Consider the following 16,750-nt stretch of genomic DNA (forward strand, 5'->3'; position numbering starts at 1 on the left):
TTTTAGAGGCATCTAAAATCCAAAATTAAGCAATAGGAGTGGACTACTTCGGCTGAATTGCTGTTAGGGCTACACCTTGATAATAATGTCCCAAAATTTGCAGGTGGTTTACTCCTTGCCGAGCCAGATTGTACGCCCCCCACTGACTCATGCCTAAACCATGACCGTAGCCAAGCCCTTGCAGTACAAAACTACCATCGGCTCCCTTGGTGACGGTAAAGCGGGTACTTTTTAACTTCAGGGCTGTTCGCACTTCCTCGCCCTGTAGCACCTTTGTGCCCTTGTTGCCGACAATTTTCAAGATTTTAACACTGCGGAAAGGTGAGTATGTCTCTGGAATCATCGCCGTCACACTCCCCACCTGAGGAAATTTAGCGCTAATTTCAGTAGGTGAGAAGGTTTTCACCCAACTACACTCGCGGATATTTTGATCGTAGTCTTGAACAGCACGTAGGTAAGGCTCGTTGCTTCCCCAAACATCTTCGACGTTTTCAGTGTGTCCCCCAGAACAAGCGTGGAAGACTGAGAGAATAATCTGGTTTTTGTAAGTTAGTACCTGCCCTAGTGTGGAATCGACTGCGGCGTAAGTAGAAGGAGCTTCACTGATTACACCTTTGTAAATTTGCCAACGATCTGGGGTATTACCTAAATCGTAAACGGGATTATTCCGTTGTTTTTCTCGTTCGTAGAGGGCATAAGTACGGGCTGCGATCGCTTGGGCTTTTAAAGCTTCTTGAGGCCAGCTAGCATCCATTTCGCCACCAAGAACGCTGTAGAGATATTCTTGGTCATCAACCCAGTTAACAGCAGTTAAGCCTTTTTCTGTAGGAACAACCAGAGTTCTACCCCGATACCAGCGATCGCCAATATAAACGAATCCTTTACCAGTTGGCTCAATCCAAAATAAACCAGACTGCCACTTATCTAAAGCCACTCCCCCAGGAACAGCTTGGGCATAATATGCACTCATCGCTGGTAACTGTCCGAGAGTCCGTCCAGTACTATCCTTAACGATCCCAGTGGTGGAAGTGCCCACTTTTACCTGATTAACACCCCTCTCAATTGCCACGCGCAGGATTACAGACGCTTGGGCTGGTGCAACCAAAGCTATCCACAAAAGGATACTTACCCACCAATAACGTACTTTAATCTGGGAAAATAAAGAGCCTAAGTAAAGTTGGAATTTCATGCTGATCATCTAATCATACTAGTATCTAATTGACGCTCTCAACTATGGCGTCTATTACTTTAAGATGAGACACTTCTCCAACGCAGGAGGTTGCCACCTCCTACTTATTATGCATTTTGCTTTAGCTATAGGACTAGTATTTGATTTTTGAAATGCACCTAGTAGACCCTCTAGGCTAAAATAGTGCATTAAACGTAGACGTAGGTTGGGTGGAGCGGAGCGCAACCCAACTGATTATCAGGATGTTGGCTTTGGCAAAGCCTCCAACGCCACTTGCTACAACGCTCTTAACCCGCGCAACGCAGTGGCTCCCCAACCTACAATTTTTTTGCAACATTTTAGCCTAGACTGCATCTTTCCAATGCCCTCTACTTCTTCGCTCTATGATGCCAATACCTTTTGAGAGTTGCTCACTTCATTAGCGATAATTCCAATTAAATTCAACTTACTCAAAATTTCTGTAGCTTGAGTCAGTTCAGTTCGGGTCACTTTCCCCATACGCTCTACCATCACAATAGCATTGCAAAAAGATGCTACAATTCTGGCATCAACCGTGCCTAAAATAGGTGGAGCATCTATCAGTACTAGGTCATAACTTTGCTCAAACAATTCTATTAGTTCTTTCATCCGTTGAGAACTGAGCAACTTCACCGTGTCTTCTGGTTCCGGTCCAGCAGTCAAAATATCAATGGAGGGGTGAATGGGCTGGATGTAATCTTGAAAATCAGTAGTTGTCTCATCAACTAATAACAAAGATAGTCCCCAGTTATTGGATAGTTCTAGGATTTTGTGCAAGCTAGGATTCTGCAAATTAGCATCAATAACTAATACCCGTCGATGCATCCGGATAGCACTAGCCACAAGCCCTAATACTAAGGTTGTCTTCCCTTCTCCTGGTAGTGCTGAAGTAAACATCAGCGACTTCAAGGGTAAAGGATATTTTAATATTTGAATATTTTGGTAAATCATGTCCAGGTTTTCATGGACAGGCAATCTAGTAATGGCTTCTATTACACAGTCATCTGAACTTCGCCGCCGATTCCAAGGCAGATCGAGCCGCCGCTTTCCACCACGCGACGGTAGTTTTGGTACTGACCCCAGTACACGTAGGTTCGTCAGTTTCTTTAAATCTCCCGCACAATAAATAGCGTCATTAAACTTTTCCCAAATCAAGGCTGCTAAGATACCTAAAATCGGCCCAATTACCGCTCCTCCAACCAAAAGTAATAATCTGTTGCTCCCCATATAAGTACCCAGAGCAGGTTCTGTCAAAACTTGCCAGTTATATCCTTCCTGAGCAATTTTCAGTCCCAATGACTGTTGCGCCTGAAGCAGTTGTTCAAGGGTTTTGCGACTACTTTCTACCTTTGGCAGCAGACGGTTATACTCTGCTATTAAACTTGGATATTTGTTTACCTCAGAGCGTAGTCGCTGTTCTGACTCGGCTAGATTCTTTTCATTGGCAGTTAGTCCTAAGACAGTTGTCTGCACCAGAATAAACTCGTCTAATAGCGTTGGCTCAACCCCTACCATTTGCCCTTTGAACAGAGGTTCTCCCATATTGCTACTAGTAATAGCTTTCACCTCTTCTCGTAATAGCGATAATTGACTTTGGCGTTGCTGCTTTAGCTTTTGTACAGATGGGTAATCGTCTGTATAACGCAGCCTCTCCTTAGCCAACGCTAGTTCAGTCTTTTGAATTTCACTCAATAGTGCTTGGTAGCGGCTTGACTGATTTAAACGAGAAGAAATTAGTTCATTTTGCTGGGATGAAGACGCTATTTGTTGCTCTAGGTTATTGTAGCGAGCGTTTACATCTTGAAGGTTGGCACGAGTGCTTTGTAGCTGTTGTTGAATATCGGCTAGAGATTCTAGCAGGATTTTACTTTGGACTTCAGGATCGAGTAATTTATGTTTCTTGCGAAACTCTTCTAAATTTTTCTCCGCTTTACTCGCCTCTTTTTTTACTTCAGGTAGGCGAGTGTTTACAAAAGCTAGTCCCTGATTCAGACGTTCTTTTTGTTGGTCTTTGTTATAGTTTTGATAGACTTTCTGTAGAGTTTGAAGTACTCTTTGTGCTTTGACTGGATTATCATCATTAAAAGAAACTTCAAATACTTGATTAAAAATTTTATTAGTTCCTATGCCTCCCTCTTCTGGAGTCACTTCTAGAGATGCTTTTTTGTTCTGTCCTGTTTGCCCATTGATATCTTCTAAGGTAATATCAGGATAATCAGAATGAAGTAAATCTACGGCTTTCTGGAGCAGCTTAGAACTCAGCATAAGTTTCATCTGAGTAGTGGAATCAATAACTTGAGAATTGGAATCAGTAACTTGAGTATCTCCCCCGACTGGGATATTATTTGACTGTGCCCCTTCAGATAAATTGGAACTCACCAATATCTGCATATTGCTCTGGTAAGTAGGTTTGGCAATGACAGCTAACAGGCTAGCAGCTGACATAACTACACAGGAAACTCCCAAGATTAGAAAGCGTCGGCGAAGCAAAATACTAGATAGTTGTCTGATGTCAACTGCGCCTTGTGCTGAAGTAGTAACCTGTTGCTCTTGATTCAGACTAGTCTTAGCCACTATCAAACTCCTCTAATATCGAAACACTATATTTATTTGGAAGATTTATGAAAAATGTGAAATGATTTTTTTACACCTATAGCTGCAATAGCATACTTAATTATTCTTCCAACGATGACAAGCTGACTTGGCACAATAATTATGCCAACTGCGCTTTCATGTTCATCAATTCAGGCATATAAATTCTTAATCAGTGTTGGAAGAATAAATTTTCAATAAATATTTTACTTAAAAAAGAAAAATCTTGACTAAAAATTAATTATTTTTCCTAAATATTTAAGTAAAAAATTCTCTAATTCACAACCTTACTATATATTAAAGTTCTTTTGATAACTCGTAATCTAAAAAAACATTCAGAAAAATATTTAAGCCATACTATTTATATATTTTTGATACACCTAGTTAACCGTAAATTATTGGTTAACTAGTTGACTTATTCGTAAAACTAAACTGCTGTCTATTGGCTGGACGTTATGAGTTAGATCACTAAACTCCAAGACAGAGCCTGGTTAATTTTAGATTTTAGATTAGAAGGGTTGAATAGGAAATCTAAAATCCATAATCGTTCGACTGAGCATCTCGACTTACTTCGACTGCGCTCAGCACAAGTCGCTCGATGGAACCGTAGCCGTACTCCTTCTCTACGAGACCCTTCTCTACGAGACGCTACGCGAACGGCAAGCTCAGGGCATCGCGCTCCGCGAACGGAGAAGCAAGCTACGCGTAGCGTTCCGCAGGAAAGTCCAAAATTTAAATGCCTACCTTGGTTAACTCTACTTCCCGTCGCCTGGGTACTTCATGAATCATAAAATCATAAGCCATATCAGTACGGGGAAAAATTGCACGGGCTTCCTTGAGGAGATCCTTCAATTCCAAGGTATTTCCAGGAGCATAGCGGGGACTAAAATGACTCATAATCAGCCGATGTGCCCCAGCCGCTAAAGCTGTTTGTGCTGCCATTGTGGTTGTGGAATGCAACCGTTGAAAAGCCATATCTGCATCTTGATGGGCGTAGGTTGCTTCGTGAATTAATACATCTGCATCATGAGCTAATTGCACTGCACCATCACAATAAATTGTGTCTGTACAATACGCAATCTTTCGACCAATTTCTGTAGGTCCGCATAATTGGCTGCCATCAATCACCCGTCCGTCAGTAAGTGTAACTGTTTCACCGCGCTTGAGTTGACCGTAAATGCGGCCTGGAGGAATTTGCAACGCCTTGGCTTTTTCCACATCAAAGCGTCCTGATCGGTCTTTTTCGGCTACGCGGTAGCCGAAAGCTGTAATGCGGTGATGCAAATCACCGCAGCTAACGGTGAAGTCATCGTCTTCATAAATTACCCCTGGACGGATAGCATGGACTTTAATGGGGTAAGAAAAGTGTGTGTAGGAGTAACGTGAGGCGGATTGAATGTAATCATTTAATCCGGGTGGGCCATATATATCAATTCGTTCCACATTGCCAGCCAAGCCACAAGTAGCAAGAAGTCCCATCAAGCCAAAGATGTGGTCGCCGTGCATATGAGTGATAAAAATTCGGGAGAGTTGACTGATTTTCAGTTCACTCCGCATAATTTGGTGCTGAGTACCTTCGCCACAGTCGAATAACCACAGTTCTGCCCTTTGGGGTAATCTCAGGGCTACACTGGAAACATTGCGCGATCGCGTGGGTACACCTGAACTCGTCCCTAAGAATGTTATCTGCACAGCGTTCTTTAGTTTTCCTATTCCTCAATTTGCAGCTCTATTTTCTATAGTGACACGGTTCGTGAGCAAAATACTTTTGAGAGGAAGTCGCCTTTTTGAACTGGGAATATTATACTAATTTTAGATTAATTAAGATGCAATCTCAAATAGGTTCTTGATTCTATCTCTGCCGAAGCGAGCGCATCGATTTGTGGATGGAATTACATACCTCTGCTTTATTAAGTGCATCTTCAGTTTTAATACTAAGTTGCAATCAGATGTAGTAAGCTAATGAGCATTTAAGTTGCATAAAAGCAGGGCTGTTGGCGTTGGCGGAGCCTCTCGTAGAGAAGCGTTCCCGTAGTGTAGCCTTTACTACAAGCGAATCATTCTGGAAAAATGAATGACGATTAGCTTAGGGTATAAAAAGAGATTACTCTTAACAGATGTCAAAGTTCTGATCAAAATTAAGGGACGAACGCCAACACCCCCACAGGAGAACCAGAACCACCACGTAATCTCAGAACTGCGATCGCTAGAGTAGTACCTTTAGGTGGCAGTTGATCCAAATTTGTCAGATTCTCCAACACAATGCGCGGTTTTTCTAAAACTAAGCGGTTAATCGCAAAACTGTTATCTTGTCCAGTATCTACGCCATGAGTATCAATTCCTACCCCTGCTATTTGCCGTTCATCCAGTAAGAATTCAGTCGCAGCCCTGCCAAACCCAGGAAAGTGGGCAATTCCTTCAGCATCATGATTCAGGAATGCACTTTTATCAAACCACTTTTTTTGCCAACCAGTATTCAATATAACTACGCAGCCACCAAAAATTTCACCGTATTGTTTTTCCCAAGCCCGAACATCAGCAATAGTCAGGGCATAATCAGGATTAGCGTCTGTGGCTTGGCGAATATCTATGACTACCGCAGGTACAACCAAAGACTGGGCTGGGTATTGGTCAATTCCTATAGCATAACTATGAAAACTATTAGGGGCATTGATATGGGTAGCGCTATGTTCTCCCAAAGAGAAACGCCGCAGGTAATAGCCATCATTATTTAGTTCAGCTACAGTTTCAAATTCTACTGTGGGATCTCCAGACCATTGGGGAATATCTATGTCAATTACATGACTTAGGTGGATAACGCGTGTGTAGGTGATACTATTTTGACTTTGGGGTTGTATCATCCCAGCCTTCTATTTTATTTGTACTCAGGGATTTTTTCAAAGGTGCTATGCCCTTCTCTACGAGACCCTTCTCTACGAGACGCTGCGCGAACGGCAAGCTCAGGGCATCGCGCTGCGCGTAGCTTGCTTCCCGTTGGCGCAGCCTCTCGTAGAGAAGGGTACGGCGCAGGTGTGACAGTGAGCCTATCGAACTGCTCAGGGTAAGACCTGGGTTCGCCAACGCCGGAGCAAAGATAGTACTACCATTAGAAAGGTTTTTAATCGATTCAACTGCAAAATTTCTACTTCTAATTTCCTATAATAACAAAAATAATCCCCCCAATTACTAGAAATTCTAGGTTTTTGGGGAGGTTCAAATGTTGCAGCAAAAAGTGAATTAATCTTAGTTAACAGCCAATAGGTTAAATTTTAATTAATCATAGATTAAACTTATGTGATTTCTACGTTGAGGATTGCTCGTGTAGTGGAATTGGGCTGTGAGCTGGTTGAAATATTAAACGAATATTTTCAGGAACAGTAATAGCGGTCTGCTATAACTTGAGGATAACCTAAGAAAGCAAGCAAACTTAATACACAAATTTCAGTAGTTCATCAGCCGGAGATTTTCAAGATGACAACTCCGCTATCTTGCCGCAATTACATCGACGGTAAATGGTTGAGTGCTGTAGGGGAAGCAACCCTGGAGCGCCGCAACCCTGCTGACAAAACCGAAGTCGTTGCCACCTTTCCCCGTTCCCAAGCCAACGATGTAGATACAGCAGTAGCCGCAGCCCGTAAAGCCTACCACAGTTGGCGCAAAGTTCCAGCCCCGGCTAGGGCAGAATACATCTTTCGGGTTGGGGAAATATTACTCCAGCATAAAGAAGAACTTGCCCAGTTAATCAGTCGGGAAATGGGTAAACCTCTGACAGAAGCCAGGGGAGATGTGCAAGAAGGTATTGATTGCGCCTTTTACAGTGCTGGCGAAGGACGGCGACTATTTGGGCAAACCACACCGTCGGAAATGTCCAATAAATTCGCCATGACTGTGCGGATGCCCATAGGAGTCTGTGCCTTAATTACTCCCTGGAATTTCCCAGTGGCAATTCCTTGCTGGAAAGCTATGCCAGCCTTGGTGTGTGGCAATACAGTCATCCTCAAACCTGCTGAAGATACCTCCGCCTGTGCAGCTAAATTGATTGAAATTTTCCAACAAGCAGGTTTACCACCAGGAGTAATTAATTTAGTGCATGGTGTGGGAGAGGAAGCGGGGAAAGCTTTGGTTGAGCATCCCAATGTAGATTTGGTATCGTTTACTGGTTCTTCAGAAACGGGTGCCTTTGTCGGCGCTACTTGCGGACGCACTCACAAGCGCGTCTGTCTGGAAATGGGGGGTAAAAATGCCCAAGTCGTGATGGAAGATGCGGATTTGGAACTTGCTCTCGATGGTGCAGTGTGGGGAGCATTTGGGACAACCGGGCAACGATGTACGGCTACCAGTCGGCTGATTTTGCATCGTGATATCAAAGAAAAATTTACCACCATGCTCTATGAGCGTACCAGTAAGTTACGCTTGGGTGCTGGCACTGACCCAAATACAGATATTGGCCCGATTGTCAATGAAAAGCAACTCCAACAGGTGAGCAAGTATTTGGATATCGCCCGTGAGGAAGGAGCAAAGGTTTTAATTGGTGGAGAAATTGCTACTGAAGGCTCACTGAAAAACGGTTATTTCTTTCAACCAACTATTTTGGATGATGTAACTGGTGATATGCGAGTTGCGCGTGAAGAGATATTTGGCCCAGTAGTGGTATTGATTGAGGTTAGTTCTTTTGAGGAAGCGATCGCAATTCTCAACGATAGCAATTACGGTCTTTCTTCTTCAGTTTACACCCGCGATATCAACCGGGCTTTTACTGCCATGCGTGACATCGAAGCAGGTATCACCTATATTAACGGCCCGACTATTGGTGCAGAGGTACACTTGCCTTTTGGTGGTGTGAAACAAACCGGTAACGGACACCGCGAAGCTGGAACTACTGCAATGGATGTTTTCACAGAATGGAAAAGTGTTTATGTTGACTTTTCTGGAAGTTTGCAACGCCCTCAGATAGATAACCGCAGTTAATTATATGCGCTATTAATATGATCTCCTGCTAATAACAGTTGTCCTGTTTGCGGCAACTGTGCCGTGTACAACTGCATCAATTAAGCGCGTGGTGGCAAGCTATCTTCTATGGCTTCATAAATACTCGACCATTGCCGCCGAAATACTGGTGATATTGATAACTCAACGAATGAGTAAACACGTAGTATTGAGGTATGATGATGACTCGAAATATATATAAATCTGTGAGTAGAAAATTTTCAGTAACAGTACCAGACTACGTTTTTGAGGATTTAGAATTATTAGCCCAAATTCAAGGCAGACCTACAGCTGCATTGGCCGCGTTTTTAATTGAAACAGCTATGAGAGAAGCAAAAGAGCGTGGCGAATTACCACCAAAAGAACATAATCAGGAGAAATTAGCATGACAGAAGCACAAATCCAAGACATTTACTCACGCCTGGACAGCCTTACATCTGAGGTCAACTCGCTCAACTTCTTACTGTCCAGCGATCGCAATGGAGGCAGTAAATTATGATTCAAGCCTTACGTAAACTAGTAACATTTGATGAATTCATCGCTTGGTATCCAGAAAACCTACAACAACGTTATGAACTGCATGATGGAGTAATTGTTGAAATGGCACCACCAACAGGCGACCATGAAGAGGTCGTTGGATTTTTGGCGCTAAATATATCTATCGAAATTGGGCGACTAAAACTTCCCTACTTCATTCCCAAAACAGCATTTATTAAACCATTAGAAAATGAATCAGCTTATTCGCCAGATGTGCTGATATTAAATCGGACTAATTTAGTAAATGAACCTTTGTGGAAAAAAGAATCGACTGTAAGCCAAGCAGCATCAATCCCATTAGTTATAGAGGTAGTTAGTACCAACTGGAGAGATGATTATTTAAAAAAAGTGGCTGACTATGAGGCAGTAGGCATTCCCGAATACTGGATCGTAGATTATGCAGCTTTAGGTGGTAAGCGGTTTATTGGCAATCCCAAACAACCAACTATCTGGGTTTACTCCTTAGTTGACGGCGAATACCAAGTCAGACAGTTTCGAGGCAGCGATCATATTGTCTCGTTTACTTTCCCAGAATTGAATTTAACCGCCGAACAGATTTTTCAAGGTGGAGGTCTGTCAACATAGCCACAAGCCACTCGACTAATTTTGAAGACAGGCGATCGCACTTCTTAACAATCAAAATTTTTGTATGAGGCGTTTCTGCTCTAATTCCATTTTTTTCTCTCTTAATGCCTTCAAACCCTCATTTCCTCCTACAGCTAGATGGCGATCGCTCCTTCCGTGCAAATCCTTGTAACTCTCTCCTGGTAAGCTTTCATGATTCGCGGATGAGTCTAATGAGGTGATACTGATGAGCTAGATGAAAAAGGCGTTTGAAGTGGCAGCGATCGCACTACTGTAAAATCTCTCTTTTCATCTTTTCCAATAACAACTTCTTGCCTGCCTTAAATTCTTCCCGCGCATTCAATCTCTGGTTTTGTAGATTGCGATCCCTACGGTGGGCTACGCCCATCAGAATTAACTAGCTAGATAGCTGTGTATCTTATCCTTATGTCTTCGTAGAACACCCAAAGCTTGTTGCTCTACCTGTCGGACTCGTTCTCGACTAATACCCAGACGTTGACCAATCTGCACTAAAGAAAGTTCATTTCCATCTGTTAAACCAAAACGTAAAGTTAATATTTCTCGTTGCTGAGGATTTAATTTTAACAATAAATTTTGAATATTTTGTTCGAGAAACTTTTGGTCAGCGTATAATTCTGGGGATAGTCCATCATCCTCCAACATATCTTGTAATTCTGTATCTTTTTCTGAGCCAACTCGCAATTCTAGAGAGACAGGTTGACGTGCTAAAAGTAAATAATCTCGAATTTGTTTGGGATCTAAAGATAGTTCTTCGGCGATATCAACTGCGGTAGGGATACGACCTAATTTTTGAGTTAGTTCACGTTGAATACGCTTGATTTTGTTCAGTTTTTCTGTAACATGAATAGGCAAGCGGATAATACGTCCTTTTTCGGCGATCGCTCGTGTAATTGCCTGACGAATCCACCAATAGCCATAAGTTGAAAACTTGTACCCTTTACTAGGGTCGAATTTCTCAACTCCTCGCTCTAAACCTAAACTTCCTTCTTGAATTAAGTCGAGAAAATCTAGGTTATGTCTTTGATATTTTTTAGCAATAGACACCACAAGTCGCAGGTTAGCCTGAATCATTTTCTGCTTGGCTTGATGTCCCTGACGTAGCTGTTGCAGCAGTGATTTTTCGCCGATATTTATATTTTCTACCCACTCTTGTTGTGTCGGTTGACGCTTTAATTGAACAGCTAATTTTTCTTTGGCAGCAAGTAAAGCCATCATTTGTTGAACTTGCTTGGCGAAATTAATCTCTTGCTCAGGAGTTAATAAAGGTATACGTCCAATCTCGCTAAGATAAGTACGCACTGTATCAGCAGTATATAGAGGTTTTTCATTTTTCTTACTTACTTCTAGAGACTGGCTAGATAGATTATTCATAGTTATTTGTACCTTCAGAAATACTTGTTGGTTTAGAGGGAATTAACAATTCAAAATTCACAATTGTACCCTTACAGGGAAGCAAGCTACGCACAGCGTCTCATAGAGAAGAGAGTTTCAAAATGAAATTGTGATTGAAATCGGTTTGTAGCTTGACTTTCAAAGGTAAAAATCAAGAATTTGTGAAGATTTTTCTGGTTTTTGTCACGTATAATGATTTGCCAAAACTAATATTTGTTAACTTAAGAGCTTAATGTGACAGGAGCTTGTCAAAGAATTGAAAAAGTTATGTCTGTCCAAATTGCAGGGGATTTCAAGGAAGGTGAAATACACAACCTAAGTCTCAAAACCAGGCATAAAGCCTGTTTTACTCCATAATTATCCTGTAACTAGCCAGACATCATGTAGACTATGACGCATGAAATTACTTTTCCTTCCTTCTCTGGTTAACTCTTTATATTTTTATCCTAAGTTCAGTTACGTTTTGGGAATCTAAGCAAAAAAATCACTCCTGCAAGTGTTGCTACGACGTACACACAAGTCATCGAATTACCTAAAACAGCCTCTTGAAGTTCTTAAAAAATATATCCAATATCAAGAAAAGCCGTCCTTCTAGGACGGGATTTTAAACCCAATTTTTCGATAAATGGAAGAAATTCAAAAGGGCGGCAATTCTTTAAGAATCGTAAACCGAATATGATTTATTGCCAAATCACCGATGGGGATATCTTCTTTGGTTAGCCGCGCACCTCGACTGGTAACAGTTTCAAAGGTTATACCTTTGCCAATTTCAATGTGATACCAACACAAGCCCATAAAAAAGCGCGTGGGATAAGGCCCACCTTCACCGATATCGTCAGGATTTGATTCCATTGGCAACCAGCCAAAATTCGGGACGTAAAACTCCAGCCAAACATGATTAAAGTCGGGTTGTAGCGGCACTCCTTGTAAGTCACTATGGGCAGGACATTTGTACCTACCGACGGTGCGGCAGGGGATGCCATTTAAACGGGATAGGGCAAGCAAGACGCCAACATATTCGCCACAGGAACCAACGCCCCGTTCTAAAACTGTATCTGGCGTGTCAATGTAAGGTTTAATACCATAGGACAACTTATCGTAGACGTAGTTGCGGATGGTGTGCATTTTCCGCAGCACATTGGTTTCAGAACCAATTGCTTCTCTGGCGGCACGGCGAACAATGGGAGTATCCATTGCTAAATCGTCGTCATCCACTAGGTAGCGTGTTTGTAATTCTGGGGGCAGTTGCGGTATATTTTCCACATCTCTGGGTGTGATGCGATACTTAATTCCTCGAACTTCCAAAAGTGCTTTCCAGCCAAATATATGCCGTTCTCCTGGGGCCAGAGAATCAAATTTAAAGACTGCTACACGTTGCCCCTCGATGACTTCTTCGGTAAATGGTATACCAATGGATTCAACGTGTTTCACCTTTTGACGCTCAGTTTCGGATGGTAGGGCGATGCGCCACTCGACATCAGGTAAATAAACCTCGTCTAAGGGTGCAATTTCCTCTGCATAAGACATTTCGATCAGATAGCCATTAGAGAGGGCGTAGCGCTGATCTGGCTGATAATGATAATACAAAGGGTGGATAAAAGTGCGATCGCGGAATGTTAGCTCATGACTGGGATCAGCATTGGGGTTATCCCGAATATAAGCCTCTTCTGAGGCGTAAGCGACGTAAATACTTTCTTTGCCTGTTTCGTCATTTTTATGGATTGCTATGCCTGTGGGACATTCAAAGGGTGTCAGAACACTAAATTGAAGTTCTCCTGTCGCCCGATCCATTGCATAAACTGATTGTTCAGTGCGATCGCAAATCCACAGCATTTCTTCACTTACTGCCAAATTCTCTATCCCAACGCCTGGGGCATAAAATCTGGTAATCTCTTTTCGGGTTTCGCGGTCAAAAATCAGAATGTAGCCCAGCCTTTGGGAACTAACATAAACTGTTGTTTCCCAAACGGCAACGCCGTCAGCAGGATAAGGCAATGTAACAAAATGTTCCAGACTCAAATCATTGAGCTTGCACAAGTAAACACTATTTTCTCGGCTGACCCACAGGGTATCTGACCAAGCCGCTAGACCAGTGGCATCGGTAAATTCTTTAACTTGATGGGGATTGAGAATTTTGCTGTTGTCAGAGGTGGGATCAATCTCCAGTAGATGCCCTTTAATACTGTCAATGGCAATCAGTTTATCTTTAATGAAAGCAATGCCACACAGGGTAGCAGCAGTAAGCGGTCGAATTGTTTTTTGCCCAAACATCTGGCTTGCGGTCAAAGTGGGGAGTGCAAAACTCATAGAACCTTGTGGGAAGTGTAATGATGCTCGGTAACAAAGCTTCAAAGCTCTATTACTGACAATTATCGGTAGGATGTGTTCCAAAAAACTCTTTCGTGAGAAATAAGACTATCTCAAAAAAGTATAAATTTACAAATATTAAGAATTACCTATACACTCATACAACTGGGCGATCGCCTGAATGTAACTTTAGGACATGGTTTTCCAGCCATCACTAAATTATGATCGAATTTTGTAACCATTTCCTGTGACCTACACAATGTCTGCTAATTCTCTGCCTGAAGGTGCCGGCGTTTGGCATAGTTTAGAAGTTAATAAAGCCTTAGACCAGCTCGAAAGTAATCCAAACAGTGGCTTAACACCCCAAGAAATTCAACAGAGGTTGCAAAAATACGGCCCCAACGAATTACAAGAAACTGCTGGCCGTAGTGCTTGGGAAATTCTGCTGGATCAGTTCAAGAACATTATGTTGTTGATGCTGATTGGCGTAGCTCTGATTTCTGGGTTTTTAGACCTGATGCGTTTGCAGTCTGGCGATTCCAAGCCTGGTGAAGTACCATTCAAAGATTCGATCGCTATTTTAGCAATTGTCATCCTCAATGGCATACTCGGCTATGTCCAAGAAAGCCGTGCCGAAAAAGCCCTGGCAGCCCTGAAAAAAATGACCTCTCCCTTAGTGCGGGTGATCCGCGACACCAGACAGGTGGAGATAGCAGCCAAGGAACTAGTTCCAGGGGATGTCATGCTGCTAGAAGCTGGGATGCAGATAGCCGCAGATGGGCGTTTGATAGAAGAGTCTAATTTACAAGTGCGTGAGTCGGCATTAACGGGTGAAGCCGAAGCGGTGAATAAACAGGCATCACTACAATTGCCAGCAGAAACAGATTTAGGCGATCGCTTAAATGTCGTGTTTCAAGGAACTGAAGTAGTCCAAGGACGCGCGAAGGTTCTGGTAACTAACACCGGCATGACAACAGAACTCGGCAAAATTGCCACTATGTTGCAGTCGGTGGAAAGTGAACCGACACCGTTACAGCAACGGATGACTCAACTGGGTAACGTCCTAGTTACGGGTTCTTTAATTCTCGTGGCGATCGTTGTCATCGGCGGTGTGATCAAGGACGGAGGTTTTAAAAACATCCAAGAACTTTTGGAAGTCTCCTTGAGTATGGCGGTTGCTGTGGTGCCAGAAGGTTTACCAGCTGTAATTACCGTCACCCTGGCACTGGGAACTCAGCGAATGGTGCGCCAAAACGCCTTGATTCGCAAACTGCCAGCCGTGGAAACATTGGGTTCTGTGACAACCATCTGTTCTGATAAAACCGGCACCCTGACTCAAAATAAAATGGTGGTGCAATCGGTTTACACGAATAACAAAACTTTTCGCGTCACTGGCGAAGGTTATGCTCCCACAGGGGACTTTCAGTTAGATGGTCAAAAAATTTCCCTAGAGGAGTCTCCAGAAATCTTAGCGCTGTCAGTCGCCTGTGCCGTTTGTAATGATTCGGTGTTGCAAAAAGAACAAGGAGAATGGGCGATTTTGGGAGATCCCACAGAGGGGGCATTGTTAACACTGGGGGGAAAAGCTGGAATCGAAAAAGACCAGTGGAACAGTAAGTTACCTCGCGTTGCGGAGTTCCCTTTTTCCTCGGAACGTAAGCGGATGAGCGTGATTTTTCAGGTGCAGAAAGTTGCCAGTCTGGAAGCGGCTTCCAGAGGCGTTGATCCAGCGATCGCCAGTTTATTACAATCTGAACCTTACTTAATGTTTACCAAAGGTTCTCCAGAGTTAATTTTGGCACGTTCGACTCAGATTCATTTGGGCAATCATTCAACCCCCTTGACCGAAGAACAACGCCAGAAAATTTTGGCAGAAAATGACCAAATGGCGAGTAAAGGTTTGCGGGTGCTAGGTTTTGCCTACAAACCCCTGGTACAGATTCCACCGGAACGTGCCGATGAAACATCGGAGCAAAGCTTGGTGTGGCTGGGATTGGTAGGAATGCTAGATGCACCACGCCCAGAAGTCAGGGCAGCAGTGCAAGAATGTCGAGATGCAGGTATTCGCCCAGTAATGATTACTGGCGACCACCAATTAACAGCACGAGCGATCGCTACCGATTTAGGAATTGCCCAAGAAGGCGATCGCGTCCTCACAGGTCAAGAATTGCAACGGATGAGTGACCAGGAATTAGAGCAAAACGTTGACTTAGTAAGCATCTATGCCAGGGTTTCCCCAGAACACAAATTGCGAATTGTCCAAGCACTGCAACGCCGGGGTAGATTTGTAGCGATGACAGGCGATGGTGTTAACGATGCCCCAGCCCTCAAACAAGCTGACATCGGCATTGCAATGGGTATTACCGGCACTGATGTCAGTAAAGAAGCTAGCGATATGGTGTTACTTGATGACAACTTCGCTACCATTGTCAGCGCCACCAGGGAAGGCAGAGTTGTTTACACTAATATCCGCCGCTTTATTAAATACATTTTGGGCAGTAACATTGGTGAAGTTCTCACAATTGCTGCTGCACCCCTAATTGGTTTGGGAGGCGTTCCCCTGACTCCCTTACAAATTCTCTGGATGAACTTGGTAACAGACGGTTTACCAGCCTTGGCATTAGCTGTAGAACCTCCAGAACCGGATGTGATGCAACGTCCGCCTTTTAGTCCCCGCGAAAGTATTTTCGCTAGGGGATTGGGTTCTTATATAATTCGCATTGGGATAATATTTGCGATTATCACCATTGCCTTGATGTGGTGGGCTTATCAACATACCCATGCCCCAAGTTATCAGGGCGATCGCGACGCTTGGAAAACAATGGTATTTACTACCTTGTGTATTGCCCAAATGGGTCATGCGATCGCTATTCGTTCCAACAACCGACTGACTATCGAGATGAATCCCTTCTCGAATATCTTTGTACTAGCAGCTGTTGTTGTCACCACAATTTTGCAGCTAATGCTAGTTTACGTCCCACCCCTGCGAGAGTTCTTTGGTACTCACTACCTGAATATGCAAGAATTGGGGGTTTGTATTGGCTTCAGTGCTTTAATGTTTGTCTGGATTGAAGCAGAGAAGATATTTTTGCGGATTATGGGCAAGAAGGCTGTGTAAATTGG

Annotated in this window: 10 protein-coding genes; 4 read left to right on the forward strand and 6 right to left on the reverse strand. The window is 43.2% G+C overall.

The genetic code is table 11. The annotated features are described in order from the left end of the window. Positions 1 to 43: 43 nt before the first annotated feature. The 4 genes from HWQ38_RS22580 to HWQ38_RS22595 all read right to left on the reverse strand — a co-directional run bounded on the left by HWQ38_RS22580 (position 44) and on the right by HWQ38_RS22595 (position 6,660). A complete protein-coding gene (locus tag HWQ38_RS22580; RefSeq protein ID WP_292798015.1) occupies positions 44 to 1,189 on the reverse strand; it encodes a SpoIID/LytB domain-containing protein in 1,146 nt (381 codons plus the stop codon). A gap of 381 nt (positions 1,190 to 1,570) precedes the next feature. Continuing rightward, the gene (locus tag HWQ38_RS22585; RefSeq protein ID WP_292798018.1) at positions 1,571 to 3,781 is read right to left on the reverse strand and encodes a polysaccharide biosynthesis tyrosine autokinase; all 2,211 of its coding nucleotides are present in this window, start codon (positions 3,779 to 3,781) and stop codon (positions 1,571 to 1,573) included. Positions 3,782 to 4,531: 750 nt separating this feature from the next. Further along, the gene (locus HWQ38_RS22590) at positions 4,532 to 5,491 is read right to left on the reverse strand and encodes a ribonuclease Z (protein ID WP_292798021.1); all 960 of its coding nucleotides are present in this window, start codon (positions 5,489 to 5,491) and stop codon (positions 4,532 to 4,534) included. 446 nt (positions 5,492 to 5,937) lie between these two features. Beyond that, positions 5,938 to 6,660, reverse strand: a complete 723-nt coding sequence (locus tag HWQ38_RS22595) for a cyclase family protein (protein ID WP_292798023.1) — start codon at positions 6,658 to 6,660, stop codon at positions 5,938 to 5,940. 610 nt (positions 6,661 to 7,270) lie between these two features. Here HWQ38_RS22595 and HWQ38_RS22600 point away from each other — a divergent pair. From HWQ38_RS22600 to HWQ38_RS22610, 3 genes are all read left to right on the forward strand, one after another. Beyond that, positions 7,271 to 8,767: an aldehyde dehydrogenase family protein gene (locus tag HWQ38_RS22600; RefSeq protein ID WP_292798025.1), complete on the forward strand. Its 1,497-nt coding sequence runs from the start codon at positions 7,271 to 7,273 to the stop codon at positions 8,765 to 8,767. 224 nt (positions 8,768 to 8,991) lie between these two features. Continuing rightward, the gene (locus HWQ38_RS22605; RefSeq protein WP_292798027.1) at positions 8,992 to 9,174 is read left to right on the forward strand and encodes a hypothetical protein; all 183 of its coding nucleotides are present in this window, start codon (positions 8,992 to 8,994) and stop codon (positions 9,172 to 9,174) included. 106 nt (positions 9,175 to 9,280) lie between these two features. After that, positions 9,281 to 9,907, forward strand: coding sequence for a Uma2 family endonuclease (locus HWQ38_RS22610; RefSeq protein ID WP_292798029.1), 627 nt, complete (start codon positions 9,281 to 9,283; stop codon positions 9,905 to 9,907). Positions 9,908 to 10,300: 393 nt separating this feature from the next. Here HWQ38_RS22610 and HWQ38_RS22615 read toward each other — a convergent pair whose 3' ends face one another. Beyond that, positions 10,301 to 11,299, reverse strand: a complete 999-nt coding sequence (locus HWQ38_RS22615; protein ID WP_292798031.1) for an RNA polymerase sigma factor, RpoD/SigA family — start codon at positions 11,297 to 11,299, stop codon at positions 10,301 to 10,303. 657 nt (positions 11,300 to 11,956) lie between these two features. Further along, the gene (locus HWQ38_RS22620; RefSeq protein WP_292798034.1) at positions 11,957 to 13,627 is read right to left on the reverse strand and encodes a transglutaminase family protein; all 1,671 of its coding nucleotides are present in this window, start codon (positions 13,625 to 13,627) and stop codon (positions 11,957 to 11,959) included. 259 nt (positions 13,628 to 13,886) lie between these two features. Here HWQ38_RS22620 and HWQ38_RS22625 point away from each other — a divergent pair, with 259 nt between their 5' ends. Beyond that, on the forward strand, positions 13,887 to 16,745 hold the full coding sequence (locus HWQ38_RS22625) for a cation-translocating P-type ATPase (protein WP_292798036.1): 2,859 nt from the start codon (positions 13,887 to 13,889) through the stop codon (positions 16,743 to 16,745). Positions 16,746 to 16,750: the final 5 nt, after the last annotated feature.

The organism is Nostoc sp. NMS7, assembly GCF_017115085.1.
In the GTDB taxonomy this organism is placed as follows: Bacteria; Cyanobacteriota; Cyanobacteriia; order Cyanobacteriales; family Nostocaceae; genus Nostoc.

Coding starts and splice junctions, on each gene's coding strand:
- HWQ38_RS22615 (WP_292798031.1), bottom strand. CDS start 11,299: ATGAATAATCTATCTAGCCAGTCTCTAGAAGTAAGTAAGAAAAATGAA.
- HWQ38_RS22595 (WP_292798023.1), bottom strand. CDS start 6,660: ATGATACAACCCCAAAGTCAAAATAGTATCACCTACACACGCGTTATC.
- HWQ38_RS22610 (WP_292798029.1), top strand. CDS start 9,281: ATGATTCAAGCCTTACGTAAACTAGTAACATTTGATGAATTCATCGCT.
- HWQ38_RS22620 (WP_292798034.1), bottom strand. CDS start 13,627: ATGAGTTTTGCACTCCCCACTTTGACCGCAAGCCAGATGTTTGGGCAA.
- HWQ38_RS22600 (WP_292798025.1), top strand. CDS start 7,271: ATGACAACTCCGCTATCTTGCCGCAATTACATCGACGGTAAATGGTTG.
- HWQ38_RS22580 (WP_292798015.1), bottom strand. CDS start 1,189: ATGAAATTCCAACTTTACTTAGGCTCTTTATTTTCCCAGATTAAAGTA.
- HWQ38_RS22625 (WP_292798036.1), top strand. CDS start 13,887: ATGTCTGCTAATTCTCTGCCTGAAGGTGCCGGCGTTTGGCATAGTTTA.